We start from the raw sequence: 21,884 nt of genomic DNA, 5'->3' as shown, positions 1-21,884 counted from the left end.
CGGCTCCGAGGACGACCGGCCCGCGCTCGTACGGCGCGGGCCGGTCGTCCTCGTTCGGCTGCCGAATTCCTGTGGCGGCCCGGCGGCCCGGCGGCCCGGCGGCCCCGGCGTCCCGCGGACCGCCACAGGGTGCCGGGCCCCGCGAAAACCCCTGGGGCCGGACGGTCCCTGCCTGCTAGCTTGCCGGTATGAAGCGCGCTGCGATGACGACGACGCCGGAGACCGTCCCGGCGCGCTGACCGTTGTTCCGTCCGAAGCCCCGGGGTGAGTGCCCCGGGGCTTCGCCGTGTGGTCACTCGCCTCCCGTCCGTGAGGAGACCACCATGCACGACCACCGCAGACTGGGCCGCGAACTGGGCCTGTTCGGCACCGACCCGCTGATCGGTGCCGGGCTCCCGTACTGGCTGCCCGACGGCGCGGCGCTGCGGCACACCCTGGAGGAGTACATCCGCGAAGCCGAGTGCCGCGCGGGCTACCGCCATGTGTCCTCACCGGTGCTGGGCAAACGCGAGCTGTACGAGATCTCGGGGCACTGGGACCACTACCGCGACGACATGTTCCCGCCGATGGACCTCGGGGGAGAACAGGTCGTCCTCCGCCCCAGTCTGTGCCCGCACCACGCCCTGATCTACCGCTCCCGCTCCCACAGCTACCGGGAACTGCCGTTGCGCATCGCGGAGTTGGGCGGCATGTACCGGTCCGAGCTCTCCGGCGTCCTCGGCGGGCTCACCCGGGTCCGCGCCATCCAGCTCAACGACGCGCACATCTTCTGCGCCGAGGAGCAGGTCGCCGACGAGGCCCGGGACGCCCTGGAGCTGATCAGCCGCGCGTACCGGGCCCTGGGCATCGTGCCCGTCCGCTACCGGCTCTCCCTCCCCGGGGCCGGCGGGAAGTACGTCGCCGACCCGGCGATGTGGGAGCGTGCGGCCACCGTGCTGCGGGACGTCCTGGACCGGTCCGGCGTGCCGTACGAGGCCGTCGCGGGGGAGGCCGCGTTCTACGGCCCCAAGATCGATGTCCAGATCGCCGACGGAGCCGGGCGCGAGGCCACCCTCTCCACCGTCCAGGTCGACTTCCACCAGCCCGAGCGGTTCGACCTGCACTACATCGGGGCCGATGGCGCCCGGCACCGGCCGGTCATGGTCCACCGCAGCGTCATCGGCAGCGTCGAACGGGCCGTCGCCCAGCTCCTCGAGGTGCACGGAGGTGCCTTCCCGGCCTGGCTGGCCCCCGTGCAACTGGCCGTGCTGCCCGTCTCCGAGGCCGAGGTGCCCGCGGCGGAGGCGTTCGCGCGCCGCTGCCGCGAACGGGGGCTGCGCGCGGAGCTCGCCGGGCCGCGGGAGGGCACCCTCGGAGCCCGGATCCGGGCCGCCCGCCTGGTGCCCTATCAGGCGGTGATCGGCGCCCGGGAAGCCGCCGACGACCGGGTCGCGCTCCGCCTACGGGACGGGCGACGCCTGGACGCCCGGCCCGCCACCGAGGTGCTGGACCGGGTCGCCGGCCTGGCCGGCGCGCACAGCACCAAGCTGTGGGACGACCCCGTCCCGGCCTGATGCCGGGGCGCCACCGGATCCGCTCGTCCGGCGCCGCGGTCAGCCCGAGCGGGACTCGATGAGCCGGGCGAAACCGTCCAGGACGCGCGCCAGCCCGAACGCGTACGCGTGCTCCGGGCTGGAGGGGGCGTTGTGGGCCTCGCCGGCCGCAGCTCCCACCCGAGTGGCGAGCGGGTAGCGGGAGGGGTCGAAGACCTGGCCCAGCAGTGGGGCGTTGGCGGCCCACCAGTCCGCGTCGGACAGGGCGGTGTCGCGGGCGACCGCCTGGGCGTCGATCGCGGCCCGGGCGGTGGACTGGACGAACGCGAGGAGATGCGCCAGCGAGGCGTCCATCTCGACGTCGTCCAGCCCGAGCCCCTCGAAGGCGCCCAGCTCGTGCTCGTACTTGTCCATCGAACCCGGCCCCAGGGGCGGGCGGGTGACGTTCAGCGCCGCTACCCAGGTGTGCTGCCGGAAGAGGGCGCGGTTCGCCTCGGCGACCGCCTCGACCCGGGCGCGCCAGGGTGTCGTCGCGGTGTGCTCGGGGCGGGGCATCCGCTGGTGGACGGTGTCCAGCATGAGGTCGAGGAGTTCGGCCTTGCCGGGGACATAGGTGTAGAGCGTCATCGGGGTGACGCCCAGCTCCTGGGCCAGGGCGCGCATGGTCACCGCGTCGATGCCCTCCCGGTCGGCGAGAGTGATCGCCGTGCCGACGATCGCGTCGACGGTGAGGCCCTGTTTCGGGCCGCGGCCCGCCCGGCCGTGCCCGGGCTTCCGCCACAGCAGTTCCAGCGTGCGGGCCGGGTCGCCCGTCCCGCTCCGGTTCTTCGCCATGCGCCCATCCTCTCCTGTCCGGCCCGGGCCCCCGCGCCGCGGGTGCCTCCGCTCCGCGCTCCGGAGGAGAAACTCCGCAAACTCTGTATGCTGTATAGAGTACGTTGTATAGAGTTTCACTGGGACGGGTCCGGCCGACGCGACGCCGACCGGCCGAACCCCCTTGCGGCAGGAGAATCCGTGCAGATCACCGCCACCTCCGTGGCTCTGACCGTCGACGACGTCAGGGCTTCCGCCACGTTCCTGACGGAGCACTTCGGCTTCAAGGAGGCCATGTCCGCCGACGGTTTCGTCTCCCTGGGCCGTGCGGGAGCCCCGCATGTGATCTTTCTGCGGCGCGGGCTGGACGTGCTTCCCGAGGGATTCCGCGACCGGCACGCCGGCGGCGTGATCCTGGCCTTCACCGTGGCCGACCTGGAGGGGGAGTACCGGCGGCTGCGGGACGCGGGCGTCGCCATCACCCTGCCGCTGCGCGAAGAGCCCTGGGGCGAGCGTCTCTTCCAGGTCACCGACCCGAACGGCGTGGTCGTCGAACTGCTCGACTGGAACGCCTCCGGTGACCGGTGAGCGGCGCTGGGCAGAGCCGTCAGCCGAGCAGTGCCCGACCCGAGGAGACCGGACATGACCACCCCGCCGCACGGCGATCGGCTCGTCCCCGCCGACAGCCACCACACGATCCAGGTCCGTGGAGCCCGGGAGAACAACCTGGCGGACATCTCGCTCGACCTGCCCAAGCGCCGGCTCACCGTCTTCACCGGGGTGTCCGGCTCCGGGAAGTCCTCGCTGGTCTTCGGCACCATCGCCGCGGAGTCCCAGCGCCTGATCAACGAGACGTACCCGGCCTTCGTCCAGTCCTTCATGCGGAGCCAGGCCCGTCCGGACGTCGACGGGCTGCACCATCTGAGCGCGGCCATCGTCGTCGACCAGGAGCGCATGGGGACCAACTCCCGGTCCACGGTGGGGACCGTCACCGATGCGTACACCATGCTGCGGATCGTCTTCAGCCGTCTCGGCGAGCCGCACATCGGAACCTCGACCGCTTTCAGCTTCAACAGCCCCGAGGGCATGTGCCCTCGATGCGAAGGGCTCGGCCAGGCGTCGAGGATCGACGTCGATCAGCTGGTGGACCGTGACCTCTCCCTGAACGACGGCGCGATCACCGTTCCCGGATTCGCCGTCGGCTCCTGGTACTGGCAGGTCATCGCCCGGTCCGGGCGCATCGACGCCGACCGGAAGCTGCGGGACTTCACGGCGCGGGAGTGGGAGGAGTTCCTCCACGGGGGCGCCACCAAGGTCAAGGTCGGCTCGAACACCCTCACCTACGAAGGGCTCGTCACCAAGATCCAGCGGATCCACCTGGCCAAGGACCGGGACGCCATGCAGCCCCACATCCGGGCCTTCGTGGACCGGGCCGTCGTCTTCACCGACTGCCCGGACTGCGGCGGCACCCGCCTGAACCCGGCCGCACTGTCCTCCAGGATCAACGGCGTCACCATCGCGGAGTGCTCCGCGATGCAGATCAGCGACCTCGCCGCGTTCCTCGCCGGCATCGGGGACCACTCCGTGGGACCGCTGCTGTCCGGTCTGCGCCGGCTGCTGGAGTCACTCGTCGAGATCGGCCTCGGCTATCTGAGCCTGGACCGCACCTCGTCCACGCTCTCCGGCGGCGAGGCGCAACGCGTGAAGATGGTGCGCCACCTCGGATCCAGCCTGACCGATGTGACCTATGTCTTCGACGAACCCACCACCGGGCTGCACCCGCACGACATCGAGCGCATGAACGGCCTGCTCCTGAGGCTCCGGGACAAGGGCAACACGGTCCTCGTCGTCGAGCACAAGCCGGAGGTCATCGCGATCGCCGACCACGTGGTCGACCTGGGCCCCGGGGCGGGCAGCGACGGAGGACGCGTCTGCTACACCGGGGACGTGCCCGGGCTGCGGGCCTCCGGGACCCTCACCGGACGGCACCTGGAGCACCGCGCGCGGCTGCGCGAGCGGACCCGGGAACCGCGGGGCGGGCTGACCGTCAAAGGCGCGGACCTGCACAACCTCCAGGACGTCGAGGTGGAGGTCCCGCTCGGGGTCCTGACCGTGGTCACCGGCGTCGCCGGATCCGGGAAGAGCTCCCTCGTCCACGGCTACCTGGCCCAGCGGGACGGCGTGGCCGTGGCCGACCAGTCACCGATCCGCGGATCCCGGCGCTCCAACCCGGCCACCTACACGGGGCTGCTGAGCCCGATCCGCACCGCCTTCGCCCGGGCCAATGGCGTCAAGGCCGCGCTGTTCAGCGCGAATTCGGCCGGTGCCTGTCCGAACTGCGGCGGCATCGGGCTCGTGTACACCGACCTGGCCATGATGGCCGGAGTGGCCTCGGTGTGCGAACAGTGCGACGGGCGGCGGTTCACGCCCGAGGTGCTGACCTACCGCCTGCACGGCAGGAACATCAGCGAGGTGCTGGCCATGTCCGTCGCCGAGGCCCACGACTTCTTCCCCTCGGGCCGGGCCCATGCGGTCCTTCGACGGCTCATGGATGTCGGCCTCGGCTACCTGCGGCTCGGCCAGCCACTCAACACCCTTTCGGGAGGCGAGCGGCAACGACTCAAACTCGCCGTTCACATGGCGGAGAAGTCCACGGTCTACATCCTGGACGAACCGACCGCCGGCCTGCACCCGGCGGACGTCGACCAGCTCCTCGCCCTGCTCGACCGCCTGGTCGACGCCGGCGACTCCGTCATCGTCATCGAACACCACCAGGCCGTGATGGCCCACGCCGACTGGCTCATCGACCTGGGACCGGGCGGCGGTCACGACGGCGGCCGTGTGGTCTTCACCGGAACGCCCGCCGATCTCGTCGCGCACGGGGACACCCTGACGGCGCGGCACCTGCGGGCGTACGTCTCGGGGTGACCGCGCCGGCACGGTGAGCCCACGGTCCGCTCCGCGGACTCGGGCTGCGCGCTGCCCGGCCTTCTCGATCACGCCGTGCGGCGGTACCGCCGCACGACGGCGCGAGAACGGCCGCCTGCCGGGGCTCACCCCGGCCCGAGCCCCGCCCGCCGCCGTTCCAGGAGGTCGCGCTCCGCCGCGTTGCCGGTGCGGTCGATCGCCGCCCCGTAGGCGGACGCGGCCTCGGCGTCCCGGCCCAGCCGCCGCAGCAGATCGGCGCGCACGGCGTGGAACAGGTGGTACCGGTCGAGGGCCAGGCCGTCGACGAGCGCCAGCGCCGCCTCCGGCCCGTCGACCTCGGCCACCACGACCGCCCGGTGCAGTGCCACCACCGGGCTCGGTGCGAGCGCCTGGAGCTGGTCGTACAGCCGCAGGATCTGCCGCCAGTCGGTGTCCTCGGCGCTCTCCGCGTCGCTGTGCACGGCGTTGATCGCCGCCTGGATCTGGTACGGACCGGGCCGGTCGCGCCGCAGACAGGCCCGCACGAGGGCCTGCCCCTCGGCGATCAGGGCGCGGTCCCACCGGCCGCGGTCCTGATCGGCCAGCAGCACCATCCCGCCGTCCGCGGTGCTGCGGGCGGGCCGGCGGGCATCGATCAGCAGCATCAGCGCGAGCAGGCCCAGTACCTCCGGCTCGTCGGGCATCAGGGCAGCGAGGAGCCGGCCGAGCCGGATCGCCTCGGCGGAGACGTCCGTCCGCACCAGCTCCTCGCCCGAACTCGCCGTGTAGCCCTCGTTGAAGACGAGGTAGACCACCGCCAGCACGTCCCGCAGACGGTCCGGCAGATCGGCGTCGGCCGGGACCCGGTACGGAATGCGCGCGTCCCGGATCTTCGCCTTGGCCCGCACCAGCCGCTGCGCCATGGTGGGCTCCGCCACCAGGAAGGCGCGGGCGATCTCCGCGGTGGTGAGCCCGCCCAGCAGCCGCAAGGTCAGGGCCACCCGGGCCGGTGCGGCGAGGGCCGGGTGGCAGCAGGTGAAGATCAGGCGGAGCCGGTCGTCGCGCACGGGTCCCTCCTCGACCGGTTCGTCGCGGGCGTGCAGCAGCGCCGCCTGGGCGTGCCGGTCCGCGCGGGACGCCTCCCGGCGGAGGCGGTCGATCGCCCGGTTCCGGGCGGTGGTGATGATCCACCCGGCGGGGCTCGGCGGCAGGCCGGTGCCGGGCCAGCGCTCCACCGCCGTGGTGAACGCGTCCTGGACCGCCTCCTCCGCGGCGTCGATGTCGCCGAGGACGCGGACCAGGACGGCGACCGAGCGGCCGTACTCCGCACGGAACACCCGCTCGATCTCCGCTGCGTCCACCTCCGGCCGGTCGGACGGCACCCTCAGGCTCCGTGCGACAGCGGCCTGACCTCGATCGGCAGCGTGGTGGCCCGGGCCAGCTTGCGCCCCCATTCGAGTGCCGCGTCGAGATCGGGCGCCCGGATGACCGTGAACCCGCCGATGTGCTCCTTGCCCTCGAGGTACGGGCCGTCGGTGGTGAGCACCTCCGACTCGCCCGGCCGCAGCACGGTCGCCGTGTCCGGAGGGTGCAGCCCGCCGGAGAAGACCCAGGCACCGGCCTCCTCGAGCTCGGCGTTCACGGCCCGGACATCCCGCATGATCGGGTCCAGCACCTCGGGCGGCGGAGGGTCACCGTCGGGCTGGTAGATGCTGAGCAGGTACTGCTGCATGACGTCCTCCATCGGTGGCGGTGCCGGCCCGGTGCCGGCCTCTCACCCCCTACACGAACGGGGACCGGCCGGAACGACAGGGAGCGCCGCCACTGTCCAGGATTCTTCCCGCATCGGCCTCTGGGGGCATCTTGCGGCCGGCTGGGCTGTTGACTGCCGTGCGCGGCACGGGTTACCAGCCGGACGCGGACCGGAGCGCAGTCCCGGCCGGAGGCCGGGCCGCCCCGTGTGGGAAGCGGCGAGAGTCGGGCTCGACCCCGTAGAGCAGGCAATGAGGCCGGTCCATCGGAGGCCGCTGCCGCGAAACGGGAAAGTTGAATCCCGGAATTGCTTCTGTGTGTCTGCGTATCCGGATGTGAAGGAACTCCCGCCATTTTGAGGAAGGTTCCTCCTGGTGTAAGCAATCCGGCTCGCGGAGGATCCGTCGATGAATTCCGAATGGGAAGCCGGACGCGCCTGCCGCGGATTTCTGTAACGGCATCACTTGCAGCCGTCGGACAGTGGGGCAGGGGGACTCCGCGATCACATTCGGGGGCGCGGTGACTCCTGCGCCCGGCCTGGCCCCGCCCCGAGCTCACCCTCGCGAGGTGACGGATCCCGGCGAATCCAGGGCGATCGCCGAAGTCGCGACGTCATGGCCACTCGTGCGGGCAACGCGACCGCCGAGCCGCCGAATAAACCCGGCCGGGCTAATGCACCGGCTCTCGGCCACGTCATTCCGCTGCGCCATTCCGCTGCGCCATTCCGCAGTAAAGTGGCGACCGCCTGCAATGGGCGTGTCGAAGAACAGCCTCACGATCACCCCTTGTTACTCTTCGGCCGGAAAATCCCCCACGAATTCGACGCGCCAGCCGGCGGACCAGATCTGCCCCGGCCGCACACTGGCGTATCCGGTCGAGAGGATACGGACCATGCACGACTTTTCCCGTCGCGGCCTGATCAAGGCATCGGCGGCCGCCGGTGTCGGCTCCGTCGTTCTTCCGGGCGTGACGGCCGCCGGCGCCCCGGCTGCGAGCGCCGCGAGCACGGCGCCTGCGAGCGCGGCGGCTGACAGCGCGGCAGGCGGGCAGGCGCGGCTGACCGGCCGTATCGTCCGCCCCGACGACCCCGGGTACGCGGATGCGAGCCTCGGCTGGGACGAGCTCTTCGTTCACTATCCGCTGGTCATCGTCTACGCCCAGCGGACCCAGGACGTGGTCAACGCCCTTGCGTGGTCGCGGCAGCACGATGTCGCCCTGCGGGTGCGGAGCGGGGGCCACAGCCTCGAGGGCTGGTCGAACGTGGACAACGGCATCGTGATCGACGTCAGCGAACTGAAGTCGGTCCGCATCGACACCGCCTCGCGCGTCGCGACGGTCGGAGCCGGGCTCAACCAGCTGGAAGCGGTGACCACGCTCGCGAAGAAGAACCTCGCGGTGACGACCGGAACGGAGGGCAGCGTCGGCCTGTCCGGCGCGACGCTCGGCGGCGGCTTCGGATTCCTGACCCGCTACCTCGGCATGGCCTGCGACGGCCTGATCGGTGCCGAGGTCGTCGTCGCGAAGGGCGCGGACCGCGCCGAGGTGATCAAGGCGGACCTGAGGAACAACGCCGACCTGCTCTGGGCCCTCCGCGGGGCGGGGAACGGCAACTTCGGGATCGTCACCTCACTCACCTACCAGGCGTCCCCGCTGAGGAGCGTCGCCTACGTGCAGGCGACCTGGGACGGTATCGGGAACCTGCGCGGGATCTTCGACGCCTGGCAGCGCACGGCACCGAGCGCCGACAAGCGCCTCGGAACCCAGCTCGAGATCCACCGGAACCAGATCCTGCTGTTCGGCGTTCTCGCGGAAGGGACGGAGGCGGAGGCGAAGAAGCTGCTGGCCCCGATCCTGTCGGTCGGCACGCCCGAGGTCTCGGCGGAGACCGGCAACTGGGGCGACATCTACACGGGATTCCAGATTCCGACCGAGGACGAGCCCGCGAACTGGAAGTTCTTCTCGCAGTTCACCACCGAGCCGTTCCCGAGGAAGGCGATCGACGTGATCGCCTCCTTCATGCGGGACGCCCCCACGGACGACAGTAACTTCTTCACCCAGGCCTTCGGCGGCGCGGTCAGGAGACCGCCCCGCGGCGGCACGGCGTTCCCGCACCGCGACGCGCTCTTCTACTCCGAGCCCGGCGCCGGCTGGGGGACGCGTGGAGAACCGGACAGCGGCGACGAACTCACCCCGGTCGCCCAGGCCTGGATCGCCGAGTTCAGCCAGGCGCTGCGGCCCTATGTCAACGGCGCCTACGTCAACGTGCCGAACGTCGGCATGCAGGAATGGGAAACCGCCTACTGGGGGCGGAACGTCGACCGGCTGCGCAGGATCAAGCAGAAGTACGACCCCCACAACGTCTTCCAGTACGAGCAGAGCATTCCGCCCGCGTCCTGCTGACCGGTCAGCCCCCGGGACACCGGTCCCGGGGGCTGACCGCCGCCCTTCGCGGGGCTTCCGGCCGGAGCGGGTCCCGGACCGCCGGCCGCGTTCACGAGTCGTGCAGCAGGCGCCCGCGGTGCGAGCAGCGGCGCGCGATGTTCAGCAGTGCGTGGATCCGAACGCCCGCCTGGTCGGCGTCGGTCAGCGGCGACGGGAAGGGGAGCCGGACGTCCTGGTGGCTCCGGGCGTACTCCAGCCGCAAGGTGATGCCGTACCGGTCGATGGCCAGCGGCACGGCGCGCAGGACGTGCTGGACCAGGCCCGGGTCGACCAGGCGCATCAGCAGCATCACCAGGTCGCTGTGATCGTCGGCCATATGGGTGAGCATCCCGGCCTCGCAGGTGGCGAGCGGATCCGCCGCGGCCGCCATGAGCTCGTCCAGCCCCACCGTGGCGCGCCCGTTCGCGGTCTCCAGAGCCGCCTCGGCGAACTCCATGCAGTGACTGCCGTCCGGGGAGGGCCCCTCGGTGGCCTTCAGCCACCCCGACACGGTGACCCGGGCCCGCACCCGGTCCCGTACCGGAATCGGGGCGATGTCGGTGAACTCCAGGGTGGCGGGGACCAGTTCGGGTGGGACGGGCGCCCCTGCGGTGAGGGAGTCGCCGGGCATCAGCGGATGGAGGTGGATGTGTTCCGCCGCGCCCGGACCGGCGAGCCGGGTGACCTCGGTCCGGTACCCCTCGGTGACCATGGTCATCGAGGTGGCGGTGGTGAGAACGGTGCGAATCCGTTCGGCGCTCGTCGGCAGCCCGGGAGGAGTGGTGAAGAGGCGCATCCGGATCTCCATCGGTTGGTTAGGTATGCCTAACCTAACCTAGTCTTGGGGGTCAGTGCCAGTGCGCGACCGGCCGGAACCGGAACGGAAACCGGTGGTCGCGAGCGGGTGGCGGCGGCACCCGGGGGTGCCGCCGCCGGAGGAGAACGGCTGCGGGACGCGGACGCTTCGGCGCCCCGCCCGGGTCAGCCGGCCGACACCACGGTGTGGGTGTCGACCCCGGTCGAGGGACTGAAGTCGGCGTTGCCGCTGTAGGTGGCGGTGACCGAGTGGGTGCCGACGCTCAGCGGCTGGGTGGTGATCGTGGCCGTGCCCCCGACGAGGGGCGCGACCTCGGGAGCCTTCCCGCTGATGACGAAGGAGACGGTGCCGGTGGGCGTTCCGGTCGTCGGCGGGACCGGTGCGACCGTGGCGGTGAACGTGATGTCCCGTCCGGACCGTGACGGGTCCGGCGAAGAGACCACCGTCGTCCTGCTGGCGGCCCGGCTCAGCGTCTGGGTGTCCGTTCCGGTGGAGGGGGAGAAGCTCGAACTCCCGCTGTAGGAGACGCTGATGGTGTACGAGCCGGTGGCGGCCGCGGCGTAGGTGTGCGGCACGGTGGCCACGCCGCCGGAGAGGGTGGCCGTCACCGGTGCGCTGCCGTCGCCGAAGGTGAAGGTGACCGTGCCGTCCGGGGTGCCGGCGCCGGGGGAGACCGGGGTCACCGTGGCCGTGACGGTCACCGACTGCCCGGCCTGGGACGGGTCCGGAGCGGAGGTCACCGCGGTGCCGGTCGCGGCCCGGCCGACCGTCTGGGTGTCCGAGCCGGTCGAGGAAGCGAAGCTCGCGGTGCCGTTGTACGTGGCGGTGACCGCGTAGGGGGCGGCACTCGCGGCACTGTAGGTGCGGGCGACGGTGGCCACGCCGCCGGAGAGGGTGGCCGTCACGGGTGCGCCGCCGTTGCCGAAGGTGAAGGTGACGCTGCCTGTCGGAGTGCCGGCGCCCGGGGAGACCGGGGCCACCGTGGCCGTGAAGGTGACCGACTGGCCCGCCACCGACGGGTCCGGCGACGAGGTCACCGTGGTGGTGGTGGCCGCCGCGTTGACGGTGTGGGGGTCGGTCCCGGAGGACGGACCGAAGTTGGTGCTGCCGGTGAAGGCGGCGCTGACCGCGTAGGGGCTGGTGCCCGCCGCCGTGTAGGTGTGCGCGACGGTGGCCACACCGCCGGAGAGCGGGGCGGTCACCGTCGGGGTGCCGTCCCCGAAATCGAGGACGACCGTGCCGGTCGGTGTGCCGGCGCCCGGGGCGGCCGTCGTCACCGCCACCGCGAAGGTCACCGGCTGCCCGGCCACCGACGGGTCCGGCGACGACGAGACCGTGGTGGCCGTCGGCGCCTGGGTGACCGTCTGGGTGTCCGTCCCGGCGGACGACGCGAGATCGGCGTTGCCGCCGTACGTCGCGGTGACGCTGTACGGGCTGCCGGCCGTGCTGGTGTAGGTGTGCGTCACGGTGGCCGTGCCGCCCGACACGGCGGCGCTCGAGGGCGGTGTGCCGTCCCCGAAGGTGAAGGTGACGGTGCCGCTCGGAACCCCCGCCTCGGGCGTCACCGGCGCCACGGTCGCGGTGAAGGTGACCGGCCCGCCCACCGTGGAGGGGTCGGGCGAGGAGGTCACCAGGGTCGTGGTGGCCGCCCGGCCGACGGTCTGGGTGTCCGTACCGGTGGACGGGCCGTAGCTGACGTCGCCGGCGTAGGTCGCGGTGACGGTGTACGGGCTGCCTGCGGTGCCCGCGAAGACGTGCGAGGCCGTCGCCACTCCCCCCGACAGCGAGGCCGTCACCGGTGCGCTGCCGTCCCCGAAGTCGAGGGCGACCGTGCCGGTGGGTGTGCCGGTGCCGGGCGCCTGCGGCGCCACGGTCGCGGTGAAGGTCACCGGCTGTCCGGTCACCGACGGGTCCGGCGACGACGTCACCGTGGTGGTCGTCGGCGCCCGGTGCACCGTGTGCGTCTCGGTGGCGGTCGAGGCGCTGAAGTCCTGACTGCCGTTGTAGGTGGCCACCACGGTGAACGGACTTCCCGCGGCGCTGTCGTAGGTGTGGACCACGGTGGCCACGCTGCCCGACAGCGGGGCGGTGACGGCCGGTGTTCCGTCGCCGAAGGTGAAGGTGACCGCGCCGTCCGGCGCGCCGATGATCGCTCCGTCGGCCGTCACCGTGGCGGTGAACGTCACCGGCTGGCCCGCGACCGACGGGTCCGGCGAGGAGGACACCGACGTCGTCGTCGATGCCGGGGCCACCGTGTGGGTGTCCGTGCCGGCCGAGGAGGTGAAGTCCGCGGTGCCGCCGTAGGTGGCCACCACGGTGAACGGGCTGCCCGCCGAACTGGCGTAGGCATGGGCGACGGTGGCCACGCCGCCGGAGAGGGCCGCGGTCACCGGTGCGCTGCCGTCGCCGAAGGCGAAGGTGACCGTGCCGTCCGGGGTACCGGCGCCCGGCGCTTCGGCGGTCACCGTGGCGGTGAGGGTCACCGGCTCGCCGGCCACGGACGGGTCCGGGGAGGACGCCACCCGCGTGGTGGTGGAGGCGGGCCGCACCAGGTGTGCGGTGGTCGCGGTGGACGGTTCGAAGTTGATGTCGCCCTCGTAGCCGGCGGCGACCGTGAACGGGCTGCCGGCCGCGGAGCCGTAGGTGTGGGTGATGGTCGCGACCCCGTCCACGAGAGCCGCGGAGACCGGCGCGGAGCCGTCGCCGAGGGTGAAGGTGACGTTCCCGGTCAGCACCCCCGCGCCCGGAGCCACCGGCGCCACCGTGGCCGTCACGGTCACCGGCTGTCCCGTGACCGACGGCTCCGGAGAGACCGTCACCGCGGTCGCGGTGGCCGCCCGGTTCACCGTGTGGCTGTCCGTGCCGGTGGAGGCGCTGAAGTCCGCGTCGCCGCTGTAGGTGGCGACGAGGGACCACGGGCTCCCCGCCGCGGAGGGCGGGAGATGGGTGACCGACGCCGTCCCGCCGCTGAGCACCGCCGTCACCGGCGCAGTGCCGTCACCGAAGAGGAAGGTGACCGTGCCGGTCGGCGTACCGGCGCCGGGGGTGTTCGGCGTGACGGTCGCGGTGAACGTCACCGCCTGGCCCACCACCGACGGGTCCGGCGACGACACCACCGTGGTGGTGGTGGCGACGAACTCCGGCTCCTGGACATGGGTGTCGGTCCCGGCCGAGGGAGTGAAGTCCGCGGTCCCGCCGTAGGTGGCCGTCACCGTGAAGCTTCCGCCCTCGGAGGGGTAGGTGTGCGTGAGTGTCGCCACGCCCCCGGAGAGCGCGGTGGTGACCGGCGGGCTGCCGTCCCCGAAGTCCACCGTGACCGTGCCGTTCGGTGTTCCCGCCTCGGCGCTTCCCGGCGTCACCACCGTGATCACGGTGACCGCTTCGCCGAACTCGGAGGGATCGGGCGAGGTCGTCACCGTGGTCGACGTGGACGCCCGGGTCACCGTCTGGGTGTCCGCACCCGTGGACGGGGCGAACCCGGCGTCGCCCTGGTAGCCGGCGGTGACCGTGAACGGGCTGCCGGCCGCGGAGGCGTAGGTGTGGGCCGCGGTCGCCACCCCGTCGGAGACCGCCGCGGTCACCGGCGGGGTGCCGTCCCCGAAGTCGAACACCACACGGCCCGTCGGGGACCCCGCGCCGGGAGCCTCCGGCGTGACCGTCGCGGTGAACGACACCGCGTCGCCGACCACCGACGGGTCGGGTGCGGAGCCGATGGTGGTGATGGTGGTTGCGGTGGCGACGGTGTGGGTGTCGGTGCCGGTGGAGGAGCTGAAGTCGGGGTCGCCGTGGTAGGTGGCGGTGATGGTGTAGGGGGTGTCGGAGGCTGAGGTGTAGGTGTGGTCGGTGGTTGCGGTGCCGCCGGTGAGGGGGGTGGTGACGGGGGGTGTGCCGTCGCCGAAGACGAAGGTGACGGATCCGGTGGGGGATCCGGCCCCGGGAGCCTGCGCCGCCACCGTCGCCGTGACGGTCACGCTCTCACCGGCCACCGAGGGATCCGGCGCCGAGACGACCGTGGTGGCCGTGGCCGCGTGGTCCACGGCATGGGTGTCGCTGCCGGTCGACGGGGCGAACCCGGCGTCCCCTTCATAGGTGGCGGTCACGGTGTACGGGCTGCCGGAGGTGCCGGCGTAGGCGTGGGTCACCGTCGCGGCACCGCCGGAGACGGCCGCCGTCTTCGGCACCGAGCCGTCCCCGAAGTCGAAGAGCACATTGCCGGTCGGTGAGCCGGCGCCGGGTGCCTGCGGTGTCACCGTCGCGGTGAACGAGACCTCCTGGCCCGCCACGGACGGGTCCGGCGAGGAGACCACCGACGTCACCGTCGACGCCTGCGTCACCACCTGGGTGTCGGTCCCGGTCGACGAGGCGTAACCGATGGCGCCGCCGTAGGCCGCGGTGACCGTGAACGGGCTGCCCGCCGCGGTGTCGTACACATGGGTCACCGTCGCGGTTCCGCCGGAGAGGGGCACGGTCACCGGTGCGCTGCCGTCGCCGAGGACGAACGTCAGGGTGCCCGTCGGCGTTCCGGAACCCGGCGCGTCGGCGGTCACCGTCGCGGTGAAGGTCACCGGCTGCCCGGTCACCGACGGGTCCGGCGAGGACGTCACCGACGTCGTGGTGGTCGCCGCAACGAGGGTGTGCGTGTCCGTCCCGGTGGACGAGGTGAAGTCGGTGCTCCCGCCGTAGACGGCGCTGACGGTGAACGGGCTGCCGTCCGCGCTCGGATAGGTGTGCGTGACGGTGGCGACGCCGTCGGCCAGCGGCGCGGTGACGGACGGTGTGCCGTCGCCGAAGACGAACGTCACCGCGCCGGGCGGCGTGCCGGCCTCGGCCCGGTCCGGGACCACCGTCGCCGTGACGACGACCGCCTGTCCCGTCGCCGACGGGTCCGGTGCCGTGGTCACCGTGGTCACGGTGGCCGCCCGGTTCACCGTCTGCGGCTCGGTGCCCGTGGACGGGGCGAAGTCGGCGTCGCCGTCGTAGGTCGCGCCGGCGGTGTAGGGGCTGCCCGCCGTACCGGTGTAGGTGTGCTCGACGGTCGCCACGCCGCCCGCGAGGACCGCGGAGCGGGCCGGGGAGCCGTCGCCGAAGTCGAAGGTGACCGTGCCGGTGGGGGTGCCGGCTCCGGGGGCGTCCGGGGCGACCGCCGCGGTGAACGACACCACCTGCCCCACCGAGGACGGGTCCGGGGACGACGTCAGGACCGTGGTGGTGGCCGCCCGCCCGACGGTCTGGGTGTCGGTAGCGGTGGACGGGACGAACCCGGTGTCGCCGTTGTAGACCGCCGTCACCGTGAACGGGCTTCCCGACACCTGCGCGTAGGTGTGGGGAAGCGTCGCGGACCCGTCGGAGACCGCGGCCGTGACGGCCGGGGAGCCGTCACCGAAGAAGAAGGTGACCGTGCCCGTCGGGGTGCCGGCCCCCGGCGCCAGGGTGGTGACCGACGCCGTGAACAGCACCGGTTGTCCCACCACGGAGGGGTCGGGGGAGGAGGTGACGGTTGTGGTGGTGGAGGCGGGGCCGACGGTGTGGCTGTCGGTGCCGGTGGAGGTGGTGTAGTCGGTGTCGCCGTCGTAGGTGGCGGTGACGGTGAACGGGCTGCCGAGTGCGGTGGTGTAGGTGTGGGTGACGGTGGTGGTGCCGCCGGTGAGGGGTGTGGTGGTGGGGGGTGTGTTGTCGCCGTAGGTGAGGGTGACGGTGCCGGTGGGTGTTCCGGCGCCGGGCTCGTTGGCGGCGACGGTGATGGTGAAGGTGACGGGTTGTCCCACCACGGAGGGGTCGGGCGAGGAATTGACCGTGGTCGTGGTGGCCGCCCGGTTCACCGTCTGGGTGTCGGTGCCGGTCGAGGAGGCGAATCCGGTGTCGCCGTCGTACGTCGCGATGACGGTGAACGGGCTGCCTGCCGCGCCGGCGTAGGGGTGCTCGACCGTTGCCGCACCGTTCGAGAGGGCCGCGGAGACGGCGGGGAAGCCGTCCCCGAAGTCGAACGTCACGTTCCCGGTCGGCACCCCCGCACCGGGGGCGACCGGGGCGACCGTGGCCGTGAACGCCACCGGCTGCCCCGTCACCGACGGGTCCGGCGACGACACCGGCGTGGTCGTGGTGGCCGCCCGGTTCACCGTGTGGGTGTCGAGCCCGGTGGACGCGCTGAACTCGTCGTCACCGCTGTACGTCGCGACGACCGTGTGCGGACTGCCCACCGCGGAGGTGAAAGTGTGGCTGACCGTCGCCACCCCGCCGACGAGCGGGGCCGTGACCGACGGAGTGCTGTCCCCGAAGAGGAAGGTGACGGTACCGGTCGGGGTCCCGCCGGACGTCAGCGGCGTCACCGTCGCGGTGAACGTCACCGACTGCCCGGTGACCGAGGGATCCGGCGACGACACCAGCGAGGTCGTCGTGGTCACGATGTCGTCCTGCTGGGTGTGTGTGTCCGTGCCCACCGACGGGGTGAAGTCCTCGGTGCCGCCGTACGTCGCCGTGATGGTGAACGGGCCGCCGACCGCGGGGTAGTTGTGCACGACGGTCGCCACACCACCCGACAGCGGCAGCACGACCGGCGGCGACCCGTCGCCGAAGTTCACGGTGACGGTGCCGTCCGGGGCGCCCGCGGCCGCGGTGCCCGACGTCACCACACTGATCACGGTGACCGCCTGGCCGGGCGCGGACGGATGCGGTGAGGTCGTCACCGTCGTCGCCGTGGTGGCCCGGCTGACGGTCTGGGTGTCCGTGCCTGTCGAGGCGGCGAAGTTGACGTCCCCCTCATAGGTCGCCACCACGGGGAACGGGTCCTCCGCGGCCGTCGCGTAGACATGGTTCGCCGTCGCCACGCCCCCGGACACCGCCGCGGTGACCGTCGGCGAACCGTCCCCGAACTCGAAGACCACACTGCCGCTCGGCGTACCCGCACCGGGCGCCTCCGGCGTGACGGTCGCGGTGAGCGTCACCGCCTGGCCCACCACCGACGGATCCGGCGACGACACCACCGATGTCGACGTCGTCGCGGCGCCCACCACATGGGTGTCGGTGCCGGTGGAGGAGGCGAAGCCCTCGTCGCCCTCGAAGGCGGCCGCGACCGTGAACGGGCTGCCGGCCGCGTTCTCATAGGTGTGGGTGACCGTCGCCGTGCCGCCGGCCACCGGCACCGTCACCGGCGCCAGGCCGTCCCCGAAGAGGAACGTCACCGTGCCGGACGGCGTGCCCGCTTCGGGCACCTCCGGCGCGACCGTCGCGGTGAAGGTCACCGGCTCGCCAACCACGGACGGTTCCGGCGACTCCACCGACGTGGTGGTCGCCGCGTCACTCACCTCGTGCTCGTCGGTGCCCACCGACCCGGCGAAGTCGCTGTCCCCGCCGTACGTGGCGGTCACCGTGAACGGGCTGCCGGCCGACGCCGTGTAGGTGTGCGTGACGGTCGCCAGGCCGTCCGCCGGCGCGACCGTGACCGGAGCGGTGCCGTCGCCGAAGTCGAAGACGACGCTCCCCGTGGGCGAGGCGGTGACTGAGTCCGCGACGACGGTTGCCGTGAACAGGACCGCCTGCCCGGCGGGCGCCGGATCCGGCGAAGAGGTCACCGTGGTGGTCGTGGCCGCTTCCACCAGGGTCTGGGTGTCCGTGCTGGTGGACGGGGCGAAGCCGGCATCGCCGCCGTAGGTGACGGTGACCGTGTACGGGCTGCCGGTCGCTGCGGCGTAGCTGTGGTTCACCGTTGCCGCGCCCCCGCTGAGCACCGTCGCGACCGGGGTGGAACCGTCCCCGAAGTCGAACGTCACCTGGCCGGTCGGAGTGCCGGTTCCGCTGCCCGGTGCCACCGTCGCGGTGAACGAGATCCCCTGGCCCGCGACCGACGGGTCCGGCGAGGACGTCACGGCGGTGGTGGTGGCGACCCGGTCCACCGACTGGGGGTCCGTCCCGGTGGATCCGGCGAAGCCGTCGTCACCGTGGTACGTCGCGGTGACCTGGTAGGGGCTCCCGGACGCGTCGGCGTACGCATGCGTCACCGCGGCCACGCCGCCCGCCAGCGGCACGGCCTGGGGCGGGCTGCCGTCGCCGAACGCGAACGTCACCGTGCCGCTCGGGACTCCGGCTCCGGACGACTGCGGCGTCACCGTCGCGGTGAACGTCACCGGTTGGTCCACCGCCGACGGATCCGGCGAGGAGGTGACCGAGGTCGTCGTCGCCACCGCGTCGACGGTGTGCGTGTCGCTGCCGGTGGACGCGGAGAAGTCGGCGTTCCCGCCGTAGGTGGCGGTGACGGCATACGGGCTGCCCGACGCGTCCGCGTAGACATGAGTGATGGTCGCGACACCACCGTTGAGAACCGCGCTCACCACCGGCGAGCCGTCGCCGAAGTCGAACGTGACCGTGCCCGACGGCGATCCGGCGCCGGGCGCCACCGACGCGACCACGGCGGTGAAGGTCACCGGCTGCCCCGCCGCCGACGGATCGGGGGACGACGTCACCGTGGTGGCCGTGGCCGCAGCGGCGACGGCATGGGTGTCCGTGCCGGTGGACGGGGCGAACGCCGCGTCACCCGCGTAGGCCGCGGTGACGGTGAACGGGCTCCCCGACGCTCCGGCGTAGGCGTGGCTCACGGTGGCGACGCCCCCGGACAGGGACACCGTGACCGGTGCGGTCCCGTCACCGAAGTCGAAGGTGACCCGCCCGGCCGGCTCGCCCGCGCCTCCGGACAGCGGAGCCACCGTGGCGGTGAACGTCGCCGGCTCACCGACGACCGACGGGTCCGGCGACGAGACCACCGCGGTCGTGGTCGCCGCCCGGCCCACCGTGTGCGTGTCGGTGCCGGTGGACGCGGAGAAGTCGGCGTTCCCGCCGTAGGTGGCGGTGACGGTGAACGGGCTGCCGTCCGCGTCCGCGTAGACATGCGTGGTGGTGGCGACGCCGCCGGAGACCGCCGCGGTCACCGACGGGGTGCCGTCACCGAAGGAGAACGTCACCGTGCCCGTCGGCGTACCGGCCCCCGGGGAGGTGGTGGTCACCGTCGCGGTGACGGTCACCGCCGCTCCGGCCACCGAGGGGTCGGGGGAGGTGGCCACGGCCGTCGCGGTGGCCGCCTGGTTCACGGTGTGCGTCTCGGTGCCGGTGGAGCCGGCGAAGTCGGCGGACCCGCCGTAGGCCGCGGTGACCGTGAGCGGACCGGCCGGTGCGGCGCCGTACGCATGGGTGACCGTCGCGATGCCGCCGGAGACCGGTGCTCCCACGGTGGGCGAACCGTCGCCGAAGTCGAACGTGACCGTGCCCGACGGCGATCCGGCGCCGGGCGCCACCGGTGCCACCACGGCGGTGAACGTCACCGGCTGGCCCGTCATCGACGGATCGGGGGAACCGGTCACCGTGGTCGTCGTGACGGCCGGGTTCACCGTGTGGGTGTCGGTGCCGGTCGAGGCCGTGAACACCGTGTCCCCGCCGTAGGCGGCCGTGACGGTGAACGGGCTGCCCGCCGCGCCGGTGTACGTGTGGCCGACGGTGGCGACGCCGCCCGACAGCCGGGCCTCCACGGCCGGTGAGCCGTCGCCGAAGGAGAACGTCACCGTGCCCGTCGGCAGACCCGTCCCGGACGGGCCGGGGACGACGGTGGCGGTGAACGTCGCCGGCTGGCCGACCGCGGACGGGTCGGGGGAGGAGAGGACCGTGGTGGTGGTCGTGGCCCGGCCGACGGTGTGGGTGTCCGTACTGGTCGAGGTCCCGAAGCCGGTGTCCCCGCCGTAGGTGGCGGTGACGGTGAACGGGCTGCCCGATGAGTCGGCGTAGACATGCGTGGTGGTGGCGATGCCGCCGGACAGTGTCGCGGTCACCGACGGAGTGCCGTCCCCGAACTGGAAGGTGACCGTGCCGGTCGGCGTACCGGCTCCCGGCGGCAGGGGTGCGACCGAGGCGGTGACGTTGACCGGCTGTCCCGGGACGGACGGGTCGGGGGAGGTGGCCACGGAGGTGGTGGTGGCGGCCCGTTGCACGGTCTGGGTGTCCGTACCGGTCGAGGGTCCGGAGTCGGCGGACCCGCCGTAGGCGGCGGTGACCGTGTAGGGGCTGCCCGACGCACTGGTGTAGGTGTGGGTGGCCGTGGCCACGCCGCCGGAGAGCGCGGCGGTGACGGTGGGAGTCCCGTCGCCGAACGAGAAGGTGACGGTGCCGGCGGGGGCGCCGCGCCCGCCCGGGCCGGCCACGGTGGCGGTGAACGTCACCGGTTGGCCGACCGCGGACGGGTCGGGGGAGGAGGCGACCGATGTGGTCGTCGTCGCCCGCCCCACGGTGTGGGTGTCCGTACCGGTCGACGGCCCGAAGGCGGTGTCCCCGCCGTAGGTCGCGGTGACCGTGAACGGGCTGGCCGCCGCGCTCGCGTACGGATGCGCCACCGTCGCGACACCCCCGGAGAGCGCCGCGGTCACCGACGGAGTGCCGTCCCCGAACGAGAAGGTGACGGTGCCCGTCGGAGTACCGCCGCCTCCGGCCGCGGGTGCGACCGAGGCGGTGACGTTGACCGGCTGCCCCGGGACGGACGGGTCGGGGGAGGTGGCCACGGAGGTGGTGGTGGCGGCCCGTTGCACCGTCTGGGTGTCCGTACCGGTCGACGACCCGAAACTGCTGTCGCCGCCGTAGGCCGCCGTGACGGTGTACGGGCTGCCCGCCGCGGTCGCGTACGGATGCGTCACCCGCGCGACACCGCCGGAGAGCGAGACGGTCACCGAGGGGGTGCCGTCGCCGAAGGAGAACGTCACCGTGCCCGTCGGCGTCCCCGAACCTGGGGACAGCGGAGCCACCGTGGCGGTGAACTGCACGGGCTGCCCCACGCTCGACGGGTCCGGCGCCGAGGTCACCGTGGTCAGTGTGGCGGCGGATCTGATCCGCACCGTATGGGTGTGGGTGCCCGTGGAGGGAAGGAAGTTGATGTCCCCGCTGTAGATGGCCACCACCACGTGCAGGCCCGGGCCCAGAGCGCCGGTCGTGATCCGTGCCGTGCCGTCCACCAGCGGTGCCGTCAGACTGGGCCCTGTGCTGATGAAGAACGTCACCATGCCGGTCGGCGTCCCGGCTCCGGGAGGAACCGGGGCGACGGACGCGGTGAAGGTCACCGGCTGGCCGAACGTCGAGGGCTCGGGCGACGACGACACAGAGGTGGTCGTCAGCGCCTTCAGAACGGGGTGTGCGCTGGCCCCCGTCGACGAGGTGAAGCGGGAGTCGCCACTGTAGAACGCGGTGACACTGTAGGTGCCCGGGCTCAGGCCGTTGGTGGAGACGGTCGCCCGGCCGGCGACCACGGGGGCGGTCAGCGTGGGCCCGCCGCGGATGACGAAGGTGACCGTACCGGTCGGAGTCCCGGGGCCGAGCGGAACGACGGTGGCGGTGAACGACACGGGTTGCCCGTGGACCGTCGAGTTCGGCGACGAACTGACCAGAGTGATCGTGGAAGCCATGCTGTGGCCCTCCCGGTGTGTGGCTGATCGGCCCGCTCATCGACCGGTTGCGCCGTGGCTGCACCGGGGGCCCGGAAGCGACCGGCCGATGGCGGGGCGCACATCGCCGCGCTGCCGACCCGTCACGGGGACGGCAGGCCATCGGCCGGTATCCCCAGTAAGCGCGGCTCGGTCGCCGCCACGCCATGGCCGGGACCGCCTTTCCCCTGGACGAGG

Annotated in this window: 9 protein-coding genes; 4 read left to right on the top strand and 5 right to left on the bottom strand. The window is 72.8% G+C overall.

The features are described from left to right. Positions 1-323 precede the first annotated feature (323 nt). A complete protein-coding gene (thrS, locus tag ACFYYR_RS25955; protein ID WP_388858179.1) occupies positions 324-1,553 on the top strand; it encodes a threonine--tRNA ligase in 1,230 nt (409 codons plus the stop codon). 39 nt (positions 1,554-1,592) lie between these two features. Here the strand turns inward: thrS and ACFYYR_RS25950 are convergent, their stop codons facing one another. Further along, positions 1,593-2,366, bottom strand: coding sequence for a TetR/AcrR family transcriptional regulator (locus ACFYYR_RS25950; RefSeq protein ID WP_388858176.1), 774 nt, complete (start codon positions 2,364-2,366; stop codon positions 1,593-1,595). 180 nt (positions 2,367-2,546) lie between these two features. Between ACFYYR_RS25950 and ACFYYR_RS25945 the strand changes: the two genes are divergently transcribed. Together ACFYYR_RS25945 and ACFYYR_RS25940 are read left to right on the top strand one after the other, a co-directional pair. Continuing rightward, the gene (locus tag ACFYYR_RS25945) at positions 2,547-2,933 is read left to right on the top strand and encodes a VOC family protein (protein WP_388858173.1); all 387 of its coding nucleotides are present in this window, start codon (positions 2,547-2,549) and stop codon (positions 2,931-2,933) included. Between the two features lie 54 nt (positions 2,934-2,987). Beyond that, positions 2,988-5,273 (top strand): ATP-binding cassette domain-containing protein, encoded by a 2,286-nt coding sequence (locus ACFYYR_RS25940; RefSeq protein ID WP_388858170.1) that lies wholly within the window; start codon positions 2,988-2,990, stop codon positions 5,271-5,273. 125 nt (positions 5,274-5,398) lie between these two features. Here the strand turns inward: ACFYYR_RS25940 and ACFYYR_RS25935 are convergent, their stop codons facing one another. After that, positions 5,399-6,634 carry an RNA polymerase sigma factor gene (locus tag ACFYYR_RS25935; RefSeq protein ID WP_388858167.1) on the bottom strand — a complete coding sequence of 412 codons (1,236 nt, stop codon included), beginning with the start codon at positions 6,632-6,634 and terminating at the stop codon, positions 5,399-5,401. A 2-nt stretch (positions 6,635-6,636) separates the two neighbouring features. Beyond that, the gene (locus ACFYYR_RS25930; RefSeq protein ID WP_388858164.1) at positions 6,637-6,984 is read right to left on the bottom strand and encodes a YciI family protein; all 348 of its coding nucleotides are present in this window, start codon (positions 6,982-6,984) and stop codon (positions 6,637-6,639) included. 911 nt (positions 6,985-7,895) lie between these two features. On the opposite strand from ACFYYR_RS25930, the gene ACFYYR_RS25925 reads away from it, so the two are divergent. Next, positions 7,896-9,404: an FAD-binding oxidoreductase gene (locus tag ACFYYR_RS25925; RefSeq protein WP_388858161.1), complete on the top strand. Its 1,509-nt coding sequence runs from the start codon at positions 7,896-7,898 to the stop codon at positions 9,402-9,404. 91 nt (positions 9,405-9,495) lie between these two features. Here the strand turns inward: ACFYYR_RS25925 and ACFYYR_RS25920 are convergent, their stop codons facing one another. Both ACFYYR_RS25920 and ACFYYR_RS25915 read right to left on the bottom strand, forming a co-directional pair. Then, positions 9,496-10,221, bottom strand: a complete 726-nt coding sequence (locus tag ACFYYR_RS25920) for a DUF2470 domain-containing protein (protein WP_388858158.1) — start codon at positions 10,219-10,221, stop codon at positions 9,496-9,498. Positions 10,222-10,406: 185 nt separating this feature from the next. Then, positions 10,407-21,668: an Ig-like domain repeat protein gene (locus tag ACFYYR_RS25915; protein WP_388858155.1), complete on the bottom strand. Its 11,262-nt coding sequence runs from the start codon at positions 21,666-21,668 to the stop codon at positions 10,407-10,409. Between the last annotated feature and the right edge of the window lie 216 nt (positions 21,669-21,884).

The sequence above is a fragment of the Streptomyces sp. NPDC001922 genome, assembly GCF_042891165.1.
GTDB lineage: Bacteria > Actinomycetota > Actinomycetes > Streptomycetales > Streptomycetaceae > Streptomyces.
The sequence above is the reverse complement of the archived record's forward strand: the minus strand, read 5'-3'. Positions and strand labels throughout refer to the sequence as shown.